Below are 13,468 nucleotides of genomic sequence, written 5' to 3' on the forward strand. Positions count from 1 at the left end.
CAATCCCTAAGTAGTACATGTAAACACCACCCGTGTGATAGATTAATCAGAAAAGAGGAATCCTCCGCATCTTTATAGCTATCCATCCTCGTTCGATATTCGACAACGTCTGTGTCATCCAGCTGATACGAATCATTCTATAAAGAAGGAGGCATCAGACTTTCCGACGAAGACTAAGCTTCAAGGGAAGTAACGATACCTCCATCTGATTACCCCCATTATACAATTTCATGGGGATACCTTAAAATTAAGGTTGCCTATATCATACGAGGGAAGTGGGCAGCCGAAGTGGCGGTTATGATCACGATATATGTCAAAATTACTTCATAGGTGACTGTGCGTTTAGTTTCGAACAATCAGTTTTCGCTACTTCGCAGTATGTATCTAATGTGTATCTGATCGATATCGTCCAGGGAAGGACTATGTATATAATTTTTTGATCTTACAAATTGTCTTAGTTGCTCGATTGGATGTTATCCGATAAGATGAATAGTTAGAAGTATACGTTATAAAGAAAGGTTGAAATCATTGAATACGATTGAACAAGCAATTGAAATGATCCATGCAGGGGAAATAGAAGAAGCTTTATCATTACTTAATGAAACGGCAATTTCAGCTGATATAGATACGAAGCTTGAGATTTCTCAGATCTTTGTAGAATTAGGAAATCATGATTTAGCACAAGAAGTTTTAGAAGATATCTTAAACACGGAGCCAGGTAATAGTGAGGCAAAATTATTATTAGCAGATATTATGACTGATGATAATAAAGATGAACAAGCGATTGAACTTCTGAATGAAATACAAGATGGTGATGATAATTTCCTGCAGGCACTAGTGCAGCTTGCAGATTTATATCAGGCACAAGGGCTATTTGAAGTAGCTGAACAAAAGCTGTTGATAGCTAAAAATATTGCACCAGACGAACCAATCATTGACTTTGCATTAGGTGAATTATTATTTTCTTCAGGAGAATATCATAAATCAATTGTTTATTATGAAAAACTAAAAAGTAAAACCGAAGAATTTGCTGGTGTTAACATTTCCAGTCGCTTAGCAGAAGCATATGCGTTAAATGGTGAATTTGAATCTTCTCTTCATTACTATCAATCATTAGATACTGAAGATCCTGAAACTCTTTTTCGTTATGGTTTTTTAGCTTATAAATCTGAGCGATATGAAATAGCAATTCAGGCTTGGGAAAAATTATTGGAAGAAGAATTAGAATATCCTTCTGTCTATTTGTATTTAGCGAAGGCATATGAAGAAGAAGGTATGCTTGATGAGGCATATCAAGCGGGTAATCAAGGGGTAGAAATGGACCCGTTTAATAAAGAAATGTGGTTTACAGCAGGCAGAATCACTTTAAAAACTGGCAACACCGATCAGGCATTTGATTTAGTGAAAAAAGCGATATCGTTAGATAATGAATACCAGGAAGCACTGTTGTTCCTCGTTGAAGCCTATAAAAAACGGGAAGAATATGGTGAAATTATTCACTTATTAACTGAACAGGTTGAGGTTGAACCGTTAGATGGTATTTTTTATTGGGAGCTTGCGAAAGCTTATAATGAGGAAGAAGAGTTTAAACAGGCATTAAATGCATACCAAAATGCATACAATAAAATAAAGCAAGATACCGACTTCTTAAAAGATTATGGATATTTTCTAGTAGAAGAAGGGAGGACCAGTTTAGCTCTAGAAATATTTGAAGAGTATCTGGTTTTAGAGCCATCAGATTTCGATATTCAACAATATGCCGAAAGGCTGAAAGATCAAAATAATGATACTCTCTTTTAAATGGAGGGGAAGTGAAAATTGGAAACTTCAATTCGTGTGGAGGATAAGAAATCATTTATTCAGTGGTTTTTAGGGAATTATCAACTAAAAAAACGAGAAAGCGTCTGGATTCTTAATTATTTATTAAACCATGAACAATTATTAGAGCATGTTCATTTTGTGTTAGAAGCACGATTCTGTCCAAGAGCTATGATTATTTCAACGCATTGTTCAAAAGAAATAGCTTTTCGTTTTTATAAAAAGCATATTGTAACAACTGATGCGGATAAATCGTTTCATGATATTCGATTGCATGCCAAAGAACCTATATATATCCAGCTTAATTTTAAAGATTCCAAGCAATGCATTCCTTATATGAGAGTATTGGAGGATAATCCGTTTATTCCTGATGACTACTTCTTGACTAAAAGCGATAAAAAGATGGCAGAAGAATGGTTAGCATATTCGTTATATGAATATAAAAGAGAAATGTTACTCCAAAACATAAATGAGGCATTAGATCAGAAAAATCAACAATTGTTTGAACATTACTCTGATCAATTGAAGAAACTGGAAGCATCCTATATTATTAAGAAGTGAACAGATTGCTTGAACGGGAGCCCCATTCCGAACGGGATATTCCGTTTCTTTTTGTGAATTTTTGTCAACTTGGCATTGCGCCAAGTTTTTCATGTTCTAGTAACGCTACTGAGGAGGATAATAGATGCGGTGGAAAAAGAAAGATCTGAACATGTTTTTTCAATCAAAAGAATATATTGATACGCTCTGTGTACCATTGATACCTCTAGATTTACAAACAGAGTCAGAGGCAACCAAATTAGCTGATCAATATACGTCATTACAGATTATATCAGATGAATTAGAAAGAAATTATACGGGTAGAATAATGCTAAGTCCAGCTTATACATATATACGAAGCACAAACTATGAGAGCGAGAGTACTATTCTTAATCAGTGGACAAGCATGCTTTCCAATGATCATTTTAACCATATATTTCTCCTTACTTATGATGTGAACTGGAAAAAGCATGAACGAATGCTAGATAGTAATTTGATATGGCTAACGGCTAGTACTATGGATGATTATCAATCGGACCAGACGAAAAAATGGATAAACGAACAAGTAACCCAGATCAGTGAGTTGATCAGAAGCTATTGGTAACAGTTGTTTGTTAATAGAAAATAAATAAATATAAATTAGATTTTATTGACCAGTTCAAAAGTTTACGCTATCATAGTAATGTCCTAGTAATATATAAGAGTTTATAATCCATGAAGTCGGAATATGTGTAGAGGGGGGTAAATGATGTCAGAGAAAAAACAACAAGTGTCCCGTCGTCAATTTCTAAATTATTCATTAACAGGTGTCGGCGGTTTTATGGCTGCTAGTATGTTAGCACCAATGGTTCGCTTTGCAATTGATCCAGTTTTACAAGCTACTGGTGGAGAAGATATGCATGCTGTAGTTGACGTATCAGAAATTACGGAAGAGCCTCAACGTTTTGATTGGACCGTTGAGCAAGTCGACGCTTGGTATACATCAGACGTAACTCACAGTGCGTGGGTTTACAAAGATGAACATGATGAAATCGTAGCGCTATCGCCAACATGTAAACACTTAGGTTGTGCAGTGAATTGGGCTGGTAATCCAGATTATCCTGATCAATTTTTCTGCCCATGTCATGATGGTCGCTATTACAAAAATGGTTTGAATGTCCCGGATACACCGCCAAATGCGGCATTAGATTTATTTGAATACGAAGTAAAAGACGGAACATTATATCTAGGAAATGTTAAAGAGAATCCGGTTCAGGAAGGAGGGGCTTAATAAATGCTACAGAAGATTTATGACTGGATTGATGATCGTGTGGACATAACGCCGCTGTGGCGAGATATTGCAGATCACGAAGTACCAGAGCATGTTAACCCTGCACATCATTTTTCAGCGTTTGTATATTGCTTTGGGGGCTTAACTTTCTTTGTAACAGTCATCCAAATTTTATCAGGTATGTTTTTAACGATGTATTACGTACCAGATATTGAAAATGCATGGCGCTCTGTTTATTATCTACAAACAGAAGTAGCACATGGACAAATTGTAAGAGGTATGCACCACTGGGGTGCGAGTGTAGTTATTGTAATGCTATTTTTACATACGTTGCGTGTTTTCTTTCAAGGTGCTTACAAGAAACCACGTGAGCTTAACTGGATGGTAGGTGTCCTTCTTTTCTTTGTTATGCTTGCACTAGGATTAACAGGGTATCTATTACCATGGGACAATAAAGCATATTTTGCAACCGTAGTAACACTTGAAATTGCGGAAGGTGTTCCGTTCATAGGAGAAATGGCTAAAACATTACTTAATGGAGATCCATCTATTGTTGGGGCCCAAACTTTAGCTAGATTCTTTGCGATTCACGTGTTCTTCTTACCAGCAGCACTATTCGTGTTGATGGCTATTCACTTTATCATGATCCGTAAACAAGGGATTTCTGGTCCGCTATAAACTAGAGCTAAAGAAGGAGGGATAGCAGTGAAACGAGGAAAAGGGATGAAGTTTGTTGGCGATTCACGTGTTACAGCTGACAAACAGAAGTTTATTCCGAAAGATTATTCGGAATATCCTGGTAGAACAGAAGCGTTTTGGCCAAATTACTTATTAAAAGAGTGGTTAGTAGGAGCGGTATTTTTAGTAGGTTTCTTATGTCTAACCATTGCACACCCTGCACCATTAGAGAAAATGGCTGATCCTACTGATACTAGTTATTTACCATTACCAGACTGGTATTTCTTATTTTTATATCAATTATTGAAATATAAATTTGCAAGTGCTCAATTCTTTGTATTGGGTGCAATAGTTATTCCTGGACTTGCATTTGGTGCGCTGTTCTTAGCACCATTCCTAGACAAAGGAAAAGAGCGTCGTCCACATAAACGACCAATTGCAACAGGATTAATGCTTCTTAGTTTTGCTGCAGTCTTCTGGTTAACGTATGAAGCAGCAGCACACGTTGACTGGGAAGAAAAAGCAGAAAACAATAAACCAGAGTTGCCTGAAGATCAACCATCGGTCGAAATAGATGAGTCTGCTCCAGGTTATGCACTGTATGAAGAGAACAGCTGTATTAATTGCCATGGTGGAGATCTTACCGGTGGAGGAGCAGCACCAGGATTGATTGGTATTGACTTAGATGTTGAAGAAATTAAGGATATTGCAGTTAATGGTGTTGGTTCAATGCCTGCTGATCAATTTCAAGGGACAGATGAAGAATTACAAGAGTTGGCAGAGTTTATCGTATCTGTGAACGAAGAAGCTTCAGAAGAAGAATAAATCATAACCCTCGCTCGTAGCACACATGAGCGAGGGTTTTTAATAAGATTCAATTATATCTGTTAAGTTGATAAGTCCAACTTTGATCATGATTGAAATTTATTCAAAAAACAGAGGAGAAATATATGATACTGCAAAAAATATTGTTCCACCCATATTTTATTGCTCTTTTATTTATTGTGAATCTACTAGGTACTATTTATGGATACTTCTGGTATGGAAACCAACTAAGTGATACACCTGCTCAATTTCTTGCCTTTGTACCTGACAGTCCAACAGCTAGTTTGTTTTTTACTTTATTTTTACTTTTTTTATTAATAGGCAAGCATGTACCAATTATTGAAGCATTAGCATTTACTTCACTTGTGAAATATGGGACCTGGGCTGTTGTGATGAACTTATTAACACTTTACGTTAGTGGAGATTTAAGTTGGCAAGGATATATGTTAATCGCTTCTCATGGAGCGATGGCTATACAAGCATTTTTGTACGCACCACTTTATAAGATTAAATTAGGCCATTTAGCGATTGCTGCCATCTGGTTATTACATAATGAGTTAATTGATTATGTATATGGTATGATGCCTGTTTACGGTAGCTTAACTGATTACCAACAACATATCGGTTACTTTACTTTTTGGTTATCGATTATCACTATTTTCACCGTTTATCAAGTATCAGTAAAGAAAAATATTAGGCAATTATAACACGATTAAAAGCCACTCGTCATCATCCGCTTTGATTTATTGTGGATCACTACTGCGAATTAATGGAATTTATTTAGCGGACATTGAGTACGTTATTTGATTGAAAAACACCCATTTTTCGATGTTAACGGACATCGAATCCCTTATTTGGTTGATTTTGGCTTCAACTATCACTATTTTCGATGAATAGCGGAATAGATGTCCGCGACCACTTTCAAAACGGTACTTTTGTCAGAAATAACGGAACAAATGTCCGCACACAGCCTGAACTTGAAGGGCATCTATGTCTAGCTTATTTGCAAGGTTTTTGATTCGATATGATTCGAAGGCATAACTGCTACAGATCTTTCATACATTTTTAAAAAGAAAGATGGAAGAAGGGGTAGTTGTGCGAATTATTTATGTGTTTTCATTTTTTTTCATTTCAATAGTAATACAAGCTTTTCATCCATTCGATCTTTCTGCTCAAGATAATGATCATTATATGTACACTTTTGAACGGCTTGTACAAGAGCAACGTTATGATGTTGCGGTTCGAATTATCGAAAATAATCAAAAGACCATTTTACAAAGAGTTGCAGAAGAAAAGAGAACATATGAACCAGTAATGAAAGAATATCTTGATAAATGTCTACATGTACTTCAAGATGAGCAAACAACGGATTCGGAGAAGTTGTTAGCAGCGCAACAAACCATTATTTTATGGGACGCTATGATTTCAGATAGTGCTCCATTATGGACATCTTGGAAGTATGAGTTAGATAACAAAATGAATAAATTATTAGATCAGGAGCAAGTAAGTCAAGCTGAAATGGAGGAGGTTGTCTATTATGTGGAGGCAATATCCCCAGTGGTGAAATTGCATTTAAATGATGAACAATATCAAGATTATCAAGAGTCATTAAGTGTCATAACGAATAGCCATCAATCATATGACGAAATGGAATTAGAAGAATCATTTTCACAAATCTCTAAGCTTAATATTGACACGCTTCATAATGCAAATGCTCATTATACAAAGTGGCTAATATTTATCGTGTTCGGTTTTATTTTCCTGAGTTTATCTTATGTTGCCTGGGCAAAATACAGAGGCGAATCAGTATAAACATTTTAATTGACATAATGTCACTGTTTGACTAAAATTGACCTTAAAAAGATGTTTTATGATGGAGGAATGAAAATGCTAGGATACTTTGTCTATCTTGCTATATTAATTCTTGTGCCACTGTGGGCACAATCGAAAGTGAAAAACACCTATAAAAAGTATTCACAAGTCATGAATTCTAAAATGGTAACAGGTGCACAAGTCGCTAGAAAGATCTTAGATGATAATGGTTTATACGATGTAAATATAGAAGAAACAAAAGGTATGTTGTCTGATCATTATGATCCTCGCAAAAAGGTAGTTCGTTTATCCAGTGATAACTATCATGGCTATTCTGCAGCTGCGGCAGCCATTGCTGCTCATGAAGTAGGGCATGCCATACAAGATGCAGAATCGTATGCATTCTTACGTTTTCGCCATACATTGGTACCTATAGCGGGGCTGGGTGATAAAATGTCAATCATTTTCATTATTGCCGGTATTATGTTTAGCGCAATGAACCTGGTGCTTATTGGGGTTATCTTTATGGCATTTGCTGTATTATTCCAGCTGGTGACATTACCTGTAGAATTTGATGCCTCTAACCGTGCGATGGGGCAACTCGTTTCTTCCGGGATCATCCGTAATAACGAAGAACGACAAACGAAAAAAGTATTGAATGCAGCAGCATTAACTTATGTTGCAGCAGCACTCGTAGCGGTAGCAGAGTTAATTCGTTTTGCTTCAATGTTTTTACTTGCAAATGAAGATTAATATTAAATATGATGAAAGACAGATGTGTATACATCTGTCTTTTTACTTTATCTCTGGAGGGTGTTAAATGTATAATAAAGAAAGTATGCAAGATATGCAAAAGAGAGTAGATCAGTATATTTCGCAATTTGAAGAAGGTTATTTTTCGCCATTAAGTATGCTTGCACGTTTCACAGAGGAAATTGGTGAGCTAGCACGAGAAGTAAATCATCATTATGGTGAAAAGCCAAAGAAAAATTCTGAAGACAATAATACAATTGAAGCAGAATTGGGAGATCTTCTCTTTGTGATGATTTGTTTTGCTAATTCGCAACATATTAGCTTAAGTGACGCATTTGCAGAAACAATGAATAAAATCGAAACAAGAGACAAAGATCGTTGGACAAGAATAGCGAATCAGGAGGATAACAATGAATAAAGTAAAAGTAATTGTTGCAGGACCTAGAGGAAAGATGGGTAGCGAAGCTTTAAGAATGATTGAAAAACAAGAAGACTTGGAATTAGTCGCTTGTTTAGATCATAAATTTGAAGGTAAACAAATAAAAGAGTTTGAAGAGTTACCAAAATTAGATGCTGCAATCTATACCGATATTGAAACGTGTTTTCAATCCGTGGAGGCAGATGTATTAGTCGATCTAACTACACCTGAATTTGGATATATACATACAAAGACCGCTATAAACTATGGCATTAGACCAGTAGTCGGTACTACTGGCTTTACAGATGATCAATTACAAGAGCTGACTGATTTGGCGGAAGAGAGAGAAGTTGGGGTTATCATTGCACCGAACTTTGCTTTAGGTGCGGTACTGATGATGCAATTTGCGAAATGGGCAGCTAAATATTTTCCAGATGTTGAAATCATTGAAAAACATCATGATAATAAACTGGATGCCCCATCCGGAACTGCTGTTAAAACAGCTTCATTAATTAAAGAAGTACGAGAAACGAAAAATCAAGGTCATCCTGATGAAAAAGAAACGATCGCAGGTGCAAGAGGTGCTGATGTCGATGGTATGAGGATTCATAGTATGCGTTTACCAGGTTTAGTTGCACATCAAGAAGTGGTATTCGGTTCTACAGGAGAAAACCTAACAATCAAACATGATTCGTTTCACCGCAGCTCCTTTATGACAGGAGTCAAGCTGGCGATTGATAATGTTATGAAACTCGATATTTTAGTTTATGGATTAGAGAATATACTTGAATAGGGAGAGAGCCAAATGAATATAGCTTTAATTGCACATGATAAGAAGAAAACGGATATGGTTAATTTTACGGTAGCTTATTCAGCCATTTTGAAAAATCATACATTATATGCAACAGGTACAACGGGTAAAAGAATTAACGAGGCAACAGGTCTAGCCATTCAACGCTTTGAGTCTGGACCATTAGGTGGCGATCAACAAATTGGAGCAAAAATTGCCACGAACGAAATGGATCTTGTTATATTTTTCCGTGATCCATTAACAGCTCAACCTCATGAGCCAGATATAAGTGCATTGATGCGTTTATGCGATGTTTATCAAATTCCTCTTGTAACTAATTTAGGAGGAGCAGAAGTCATGATAAGAGCGCTTGATGCAGGCTTTTTTGAATGGCGTAATATAAAGTCCTAAATACAAAATAATAGGTGGGTTGCCACATGCTAAAAATAGGAATTATCTGTTATCCATCTGTAGGTGGATCTGGAATTATTGCGACCGAGTTAGGTAAGATGCTAGCAAAACAAGGTCATGAAATTCATTTTATTACATCTAGTGTTCCATTTCGTTTGAATTCATTTAATCCTAATATATATTTTCACGAAGTAGAGTTAAATCATTATCCTGTTTTTCAATATCCACCTTACGATTTAGCTTTGGCAACGAAAGTAGCAGAAGTCATAGATACGGAAAAATTAGATATTATTCATGCTCACTATGCAGTGCCACATGCAATTTGTGCTATTTTAGCAAAGCAAATGGCGAAGCACCCAGTAAAAATTGTTACGACATTGCATGGTACAGATATTACCGTACTGGGAATTGATCTAAGTTTGAAAAAGATGATTCAATTTGGTATCGAACAGTCAGATGCGGTTACCGCTGTATCTCATAGCCTAGTGAACCAAACGAAAGAGATGTTAGGGATTAAGCGTCCCATTCATGTCATCTATAACTTTGTGAATGAACAGGAATATCAAGCACAGAGCAAGGAAGAATTGAAACAAGAATTTGGGATTCAAAAAAATGAGAAAGTATTGATTCATATTTCTAATTTTCGAAAAGTAAAAAGGTTAGAAGATGTTATTCACACCTTTGAAACCGTGTATAAAGAGACTCCTTCTCGGCTTCTGTTAATTGGCGATGGTCCTGAATACGGTAGAATATATGATCTAGTTCGAGAATTACAATTGGATCATGTAGTCCATTTCCTTGGTAAACAGAAAAATATTCCTTGTTTGCTTTCCATTGCAGATATTAAGTTACTATTATCTGAGAAAGAGAGCTTTGGACTTGTCTTATTAGAAGCAATGGCTTGCGGTGTTCCCTGTATTGGTTCAAATATTGGAGGAATTCCTGAAGTTATTGAAGACGGGGTGACAGGTTATATAGAAGAACTGGGAGATATTGATGCTTTTGCTGCAAGAACGCTAGAGTTAGTTAGTGATATGGATAAATGGCATTCATTTTCAGCCAAGGCAAAAGAAAGAGTTGTACAACATTTTTCATCGGATAAGATTAAACAGCAATATGAAGCGTTGTATGCTGAGGTGTTAGGTGAAAACAATGAAAGCTGAACTATTTAAATTAGCCCAACAAGTAGTACAAGAAATTCGAAACTACGGTTTTCAAGCATATATAGTTGGTGGTGCTGTTAGAGATTTGCTACTTGATAGAACTGTTGATGATATTGATATCGCAACATCAGCTTATCCCGATCAAATACAGAAAATATTCCCAAAGGTAATACCTACTGGGATTGAGCACGGTACTGTACTAGTACGTTATCAAAGCACATCGTTTGAAGTGACGACATTTCGAACCGAAACAAGTTATAGTGATTTTCGAAGACCAGATGCAGTAAGTTTTGTTACGGATTTAAAGGAAGACCTTGCAAGAAGAGATTTTACTATGAACGCCATAGCGATGGATCAATCATTACAGCTGATTGATCCATATCATGGCCAAAACGACATCAACAAGAAATTGATTCGTACTGTCGGAAGAGCGCAGGAGCGTTTTCTAGAAGATCCTTTAAGAATGATGCGAGCAATCCGTTTTCAGAGTCAATTAGGATTTGAATTGGCCACTGAAGTTTTACAAGCTATTGATGATAATAGAAAATGGCTAGAAAAAATTGCGTTGGAAAGAATTGCAGTCGAATGGGAAAAAACGTTAAAAGGCACCTATTTCCATGATGCAATACAATCACTATTACGGACAGGTTTAGTCAACCACATACCCATTCTATCTGAAAATAGTGACATACAAGAGTCATTTCAAACGTTGCATGGTCCACTGCCAAGCTTTGCGTCATTTATCGCTTATATGAATTTAAACGTATCAGACATAGCTATTTCTGATTGGACAAATAAGTGGAAACTATCCAATCAAATCAAAAAATCTAGTCGTTTATTAGTTCAACTTGTTCAAGATTACCCAAAAGAGCCATTCAATTGGGTGCTGTATCGATTACCCGAAGATTTAATTGAAGAATTCACCATATTGTGTGAGTTGTTTTACAAGGATACATTTACGCAAGAAGAAATTAAAATGTTACAAAAGAACTTAGTAATCAAAGATAGAAGTGAGTTAGCGATTAATGGACAAGATATTATTTCCTTTTTCCCTAATCGAGCTAAAGGCTCTTGGATTCAGAACATGCTTCTTGAAACGGAGAAGGCAGTTGTTTCAGAATTAATAAAAAATGATAAAAATGGTATAAGAGAGTGGTTACAATATGACAAACAATAAACGCCACGAATTAATTTCCATATTGGCGGAACAAGAAGATCGATATATATCTGGGCAGGCTTTGTCTGAGAAATTAGACGTATCCCGTACTGCTATTTGGAAACATATAAATGAATTGAAAAAAGATGGCTATCAATTTGATTCAGTGCCTAAAAAAGGCTATCGTCTTGTATCTAAGCCAGAACAACTCAATGAAAGTACAATTAAATGGGGGTTAGAAACAGACTGGTTGGGTAAACGTATTGATTTCAGACAAGAATTAGCGTCTACACAGGATTTAGCGCATGCTTTAGCAAGAAAAGGTGCAGAACATGGTACGGTTGTTACGACAAGCAAACAATTATCTGGCCGTGGACGAATGGATCGGCGCTGGGTTTCAGATCATGATGGCGGAATATGGATGAGTATCATTCTAAGACCTAGCATTCCTCCACATCAGGCATCCCAAATGACGTTATTTGTAGCTGTTACCCTAGTAGAAACACTTGAACGAATCACAGGACAAAAGATCCAAATAAAATGGCCGAATGACCTTTTTATCGATGGAAGAAAAATCTCTGGAATCTTAACCGAAATGCAGGCAGAATTGGAAGCCATTCAGTATTTAATCATCGGTTTCGGAATTAATGTCAATCAGTTGTCTACAGATTTTCCCGAAGAACTAAAAGAAAAATCTACTTCTCTTCGGATTGCTTCTGGACAGGAATGGAATCTGCGAGAAATGATTCAGGATATTTTACAGGATTTCGAATTAGCTTATCAGTCCTATTTGCAAACCGGTTTTGAACCAATCAAAGCAAAATGGTTAAAGCACGCTTATAAATTAAAGGAAAAAATCCATGTAAAAACAAACCAAGAAGAGTATAATGCTACTGTCAATGGGATAACGGATGATGGGGCATTAGTTGTATTAAAGGACAATCAGGATGAAAGGGTTATTTATAGTGCAGAAATTACATGGTAAGGGGTGATGAAGGTGAAAAATACAATCCAATTTCAAAAGATGAAAAAGAACGGTGAAAAAATCACTATGATTACAGCATATGATTATCCATCTGCAAAATTAGCAGAAGAAGCGGAAGTTGATATGCTATTAGTTGGTGATTCTCTCGGAATGGTCGTATTGGGCTATCAATCAACCATCGAGGTTACGGTAGAAGATATGATCCATCATGGAAAAGCTGTTACACGAGGTGCCCCGAATACCTTTACTGTTATTGATATGCCTTTTATGTCTTATCACTTATCAATAGAAAAAGCAATGGAGAATGCACAGCAAATGATGCAGCAGACAAATGCACATGCGTTAAAAGTCGAAGGAGCCTCTACAGATACTTTAAAGCTGATCGAGAAACTAACAGAAGCAGGTGTACCAGTAGTTGGCCATTTAGGTTTAACGCCACAATCAGTACATGTGTTAGGTGGTTATCGAATCCAAGGAAAAGATAAAGAAACAGCTAAACAGTTAATAGCAGATGCGAAAAAGTTAGAGAATAGTGGAGCATTCAGTGTAGTATTAGAATGTGTACCAGATCGATTAGCCAAACATATAAGTCAACAATTATCGATTCCAACTATCGGTATTGGAGCAGGCAAGGATTGTGATGGTCAAGTGCTTGTTTATCATGATATTTTACATTACGGAGTAGATTTTCAGCCTTCATTCGTAAAAGTATATCATGAAGTTGGTTTAGATATTAAATTAGCGATTCAACAGTATCATAAGCAAGTGAAATCCGGTGAATTCCCAGATGAGGAACATACATTCGTTATGAGTGAACAGCTAGCTACTGATTTGAATTTGGAGGAATAG

Annotated in this window: 16 protein-coding genes; all 16 read left to right on the forward strand. The window is 36.3% G+C overall.

From position 1 onward, the window contains the following. The first annotated feature begins 528 nt into the window (after positions 1–528). Entirely contained in the window at positions 529–1,800 is a 1,272-nt protein-coding gene (locus D569_RS0117435) for a tetratricopeptide repeat protein (RefSeq protein WP_018933719.1), read from the forward strand. 18 nt (positions 1,801–1,818) lie between these two features. Then, positions 1,819–2,379, forward strand: a complete 561-nt coding sequence (locus D569_RS0117440) for a ReoY family proteolytic degradation factor (protein ID WP_018933720.1) — start codon at positions 1,819–1,821, stop codon at positions 2,377–2,379. A gap of 124 nt (positions 2,380–2,503) precedes the next feature. Further along, positions 2,504–2,962: a DUF2487 family protein gene (locus D569_RS0117445; RefSeq protein ID WP_018933721.1), complete on the forward strand. Its 459-nt coding sequence runs from the start codon at positions 2,504–2,506 to the stop codon at positions 2,960–2,962. A gap of 144 nt (positions 2,963–3,106) precedes the next feature. Then, positions 3,107–3,628, forward strand: a complete 522-nt coding sequence (locus tag D569_RS0117450) for a QcrA and Rieske domain-containing protein (RefSeq protein ID WP_018933722.1) — start codon at positions 3,107–3,109, stop codon at positions 3,626–3,628. A 3-nt stretch (positions 3,629–3,631) separates the two neighbouring features. Further along, positions 3,632–4,306 carry a menaquinol-cytochrome c reductase cytochrome b subunit gene (qcrB, locus tag D569_RS0117455; RefSeq protein WP_018933723.1) on the forward strand — a complete coding sequence of 225 codons (675 nt, stop codon included), beginning with the start codon at positions 3,632–3,634 and terminating at the stop codon, positions 4,304–4,306. Between the two features lie 27 nt (positions 4,307–4,333). Next, positions 4,334–5,131, forward strand: coding sequence for a menaquinol-cytochrome c reductase cytochrome b/c subunit (locus D569_RS0117460; RefSeq protein ID WP_018933724.1), 798 nt, complete (start codon positions 4,334–4,336; stop codon positions 5,129–5,131). A gap of 125 nt (positions 5,132–5,256) precedes the next feature. Next, positions 5,257–5,838: a lipoprotein heptaprenylglyceryl N-acetyltransferase LhaT gene (gene lhaT / locus D569_RS0117465; protein WP_018933725.1), complete on the forward strand. Its 582-nt coding sequence runs from the start codon at positions 5,257–5,259 to the stop codon at positions 5,836–5,838. Positions 5,839–6,226: 388 nt separating this feature from the next. Further along, entirely contained in the window at positions 6,227–6,943 is a 717-nt protein-coding gene (locus D569_RS0117470; RefSeq protein WP_018933726.1) for a sporulation protein YpjB, read from the forward strand. Between the two features lie 75 nt (positions 6,944–7,018). After that, positions 7,019–7,696 carry a zinc metallopeptidase gene (locus D569_RS0117475; protein WP_018933727.1) on the forward strand — a complete coding sequence of 226 codons (678 nt, stop codon included), beginning with the start codon at positions 7,019–7,021 and terminating at the stop codon, positions 7,694–7,696. Between the two features lie 67 nt (positions 7,697–7,763). After that, entirely contained in the window at positions 7,764–8,114 is a 351-nt protein-coding gene (locus D569_RS0117480) for a nucleotide pyrophosphohydrolase (protein WP_018933728.1), read from the forward strand. Further along, positions 8,107–8,907, forward strand: a complete 801-nt coding sequence (dapB, locus tag D569_RS0117485) for a 4-hydroxy-tetrahydrodipicolinate reductase (protein ID WP_018933729.1) — start codon at positions 8,107–8,109, stop codon at positions 8,905–8,907. Before D569_RS0117480 ends, dapB begins: the two co-directional genes overlap by 8 nt. Before the next feature lie 12 nt (positions 8,908–8,919). After that, positions 8,920–9,315, forward strand: a complete 396-nt coding sequence (gene mgsA / locus D569_RS0117490) for a methylglyoxal synthase (RefSeq protein WP_018933730.1) — start codon at positions 8,920–8,922, stop codon at positions 9,313–9,315. Between the two features lie 26 nt (positions 9,316–9,341). Continuing rightward, positions 9,342–10,478 (forward strand): N-acetyl-alpha-D-glucosaminyl L-malate synthase BshA, encoded by a 1,137-nt coding sequence (gene bshA, locus D569_RS0117495; protein ID WP_018933731.1) that lies wholly within the window; start codon positions 9,342–9,344, stop codon positions 10,476–10,478. Next, on the forward strand, positions 10,468–11,655 hold the full coding sequence (locus D569_RS0117500; protein WP_018933732.1) for a CCA tRNA nucleotidyltransferase: 1,188 nt from the start codon (positions 10,468–10,470) through the stop codon (positions 11,653–11,655). The genes bshA and D569_RS0117500 overlap by 11 nt, the downstream gene beginning before the upstream one ends. Next, entirely contained in the window at positions 11,642–12,619 is a 978-nt protein-coding gene (locus D569_RS0117505) for a biotin--[acetyl-CoA-carboxylase] ligase (RefSeq protein ID WP_018933733.1), read from the forward strand. The genes D569_RS0117500 and D569_RS0117505 overlap by 14 nt, the downstream gene beginning before the upstream one ends. A 12-nt stretch (positions 12,620–12,631) precedes the next feature. Further along, positions 12,632–13,468, forward strand: a complete 837-nt coding sequence (gene panB, locus D569_RS0117510) for a 3-methyl-2-oxobutanoate hydroxymethyltransferase (protein ID WP_018933734.1) — start codon at positions 12,632–12,634, stop codon at positions 13,466–13,468.

Origin of the sequence: Gracilibacillus lacisalsi DSM 19029, assembly GCF_000377765.1 — a bacterium.
Lineage (GTDB): Bacteria > Bacillota > Bacilli > Bacillales > Amphibacillaceae > Gracilibacillus > Gracilibacillus lacisalsi.

Coding starts and splice junctions, on each gene's coding strand:
- D569_RS0117445 (WP_018933721.1), top strand. CDS start 2,504: ATGCGGTGGAAAAAGAAAGATCTGAACATGTTTTTTCAATCAAAAGAA.
- D569_RS0117450 (WP_018933722.1), top strand. CDS start 3,107: ATGTCAGAGAAAAAACAACAAGTGTCCCGTCGTCAATTTCTAAATTAT.
- qcrB (WP_018933723.1), top strand. CDS start 3,632: ATGCTACAGAAGATTTATGACTGGATTGATGATCGTGTGGACATAACG.
- lhaT (WP_018933725.1), top strand. CDS start 5,257: ATGATACTGCAAAAAATATTGTTCCACCCATATTTTATTGCTCTTTTA.
- D569_RS0117475 (WP_018933727.1), top strand. CDS start 7,019: ATGCTAGGATACTTTGTCTATCTTGCTATATTAATTCTTGTGCCACTG.
- D569_RS0117480 (WP_018933728.1), top strand. CDS start 7,764: ATGTATAATAAAGAAAGTATGCAAGATATGCAAAAGAGAGTAGATCAG.
- dapB (WP_018933729.1), top strand. CDS start 8,107: ATGAATAAAGTAAAAGTAATTGTTGCAGGACCTAGAGGAAAGATGGGT.
- mgsA (WP_018933730.1), top strand. CDS start 8,920: ATGAATATAGCTTTAATTGCACATGATAAGAAGAAAACGGATATGGTT.
- bshA (WP_018933731.1), top strand. CDS start 9,342: ATGCTAAAAATAGGAATTATCTGTTATCCATCTGTAGGTGGATCTGGA.
- D569_RS0117500 (WP_018933732.1), top strand. CDS start 10,468: ATGAAAGCTGAACTATTTAAATTAGCCCAACAAGTAGTACAAGAAATT.
- D569_RS0117505 (WP_018933733.1), top strand. CDS start 11,642: ATGACAAACAATAAACGCCACGAATTAATTTCCATATTGGCGGAACAA.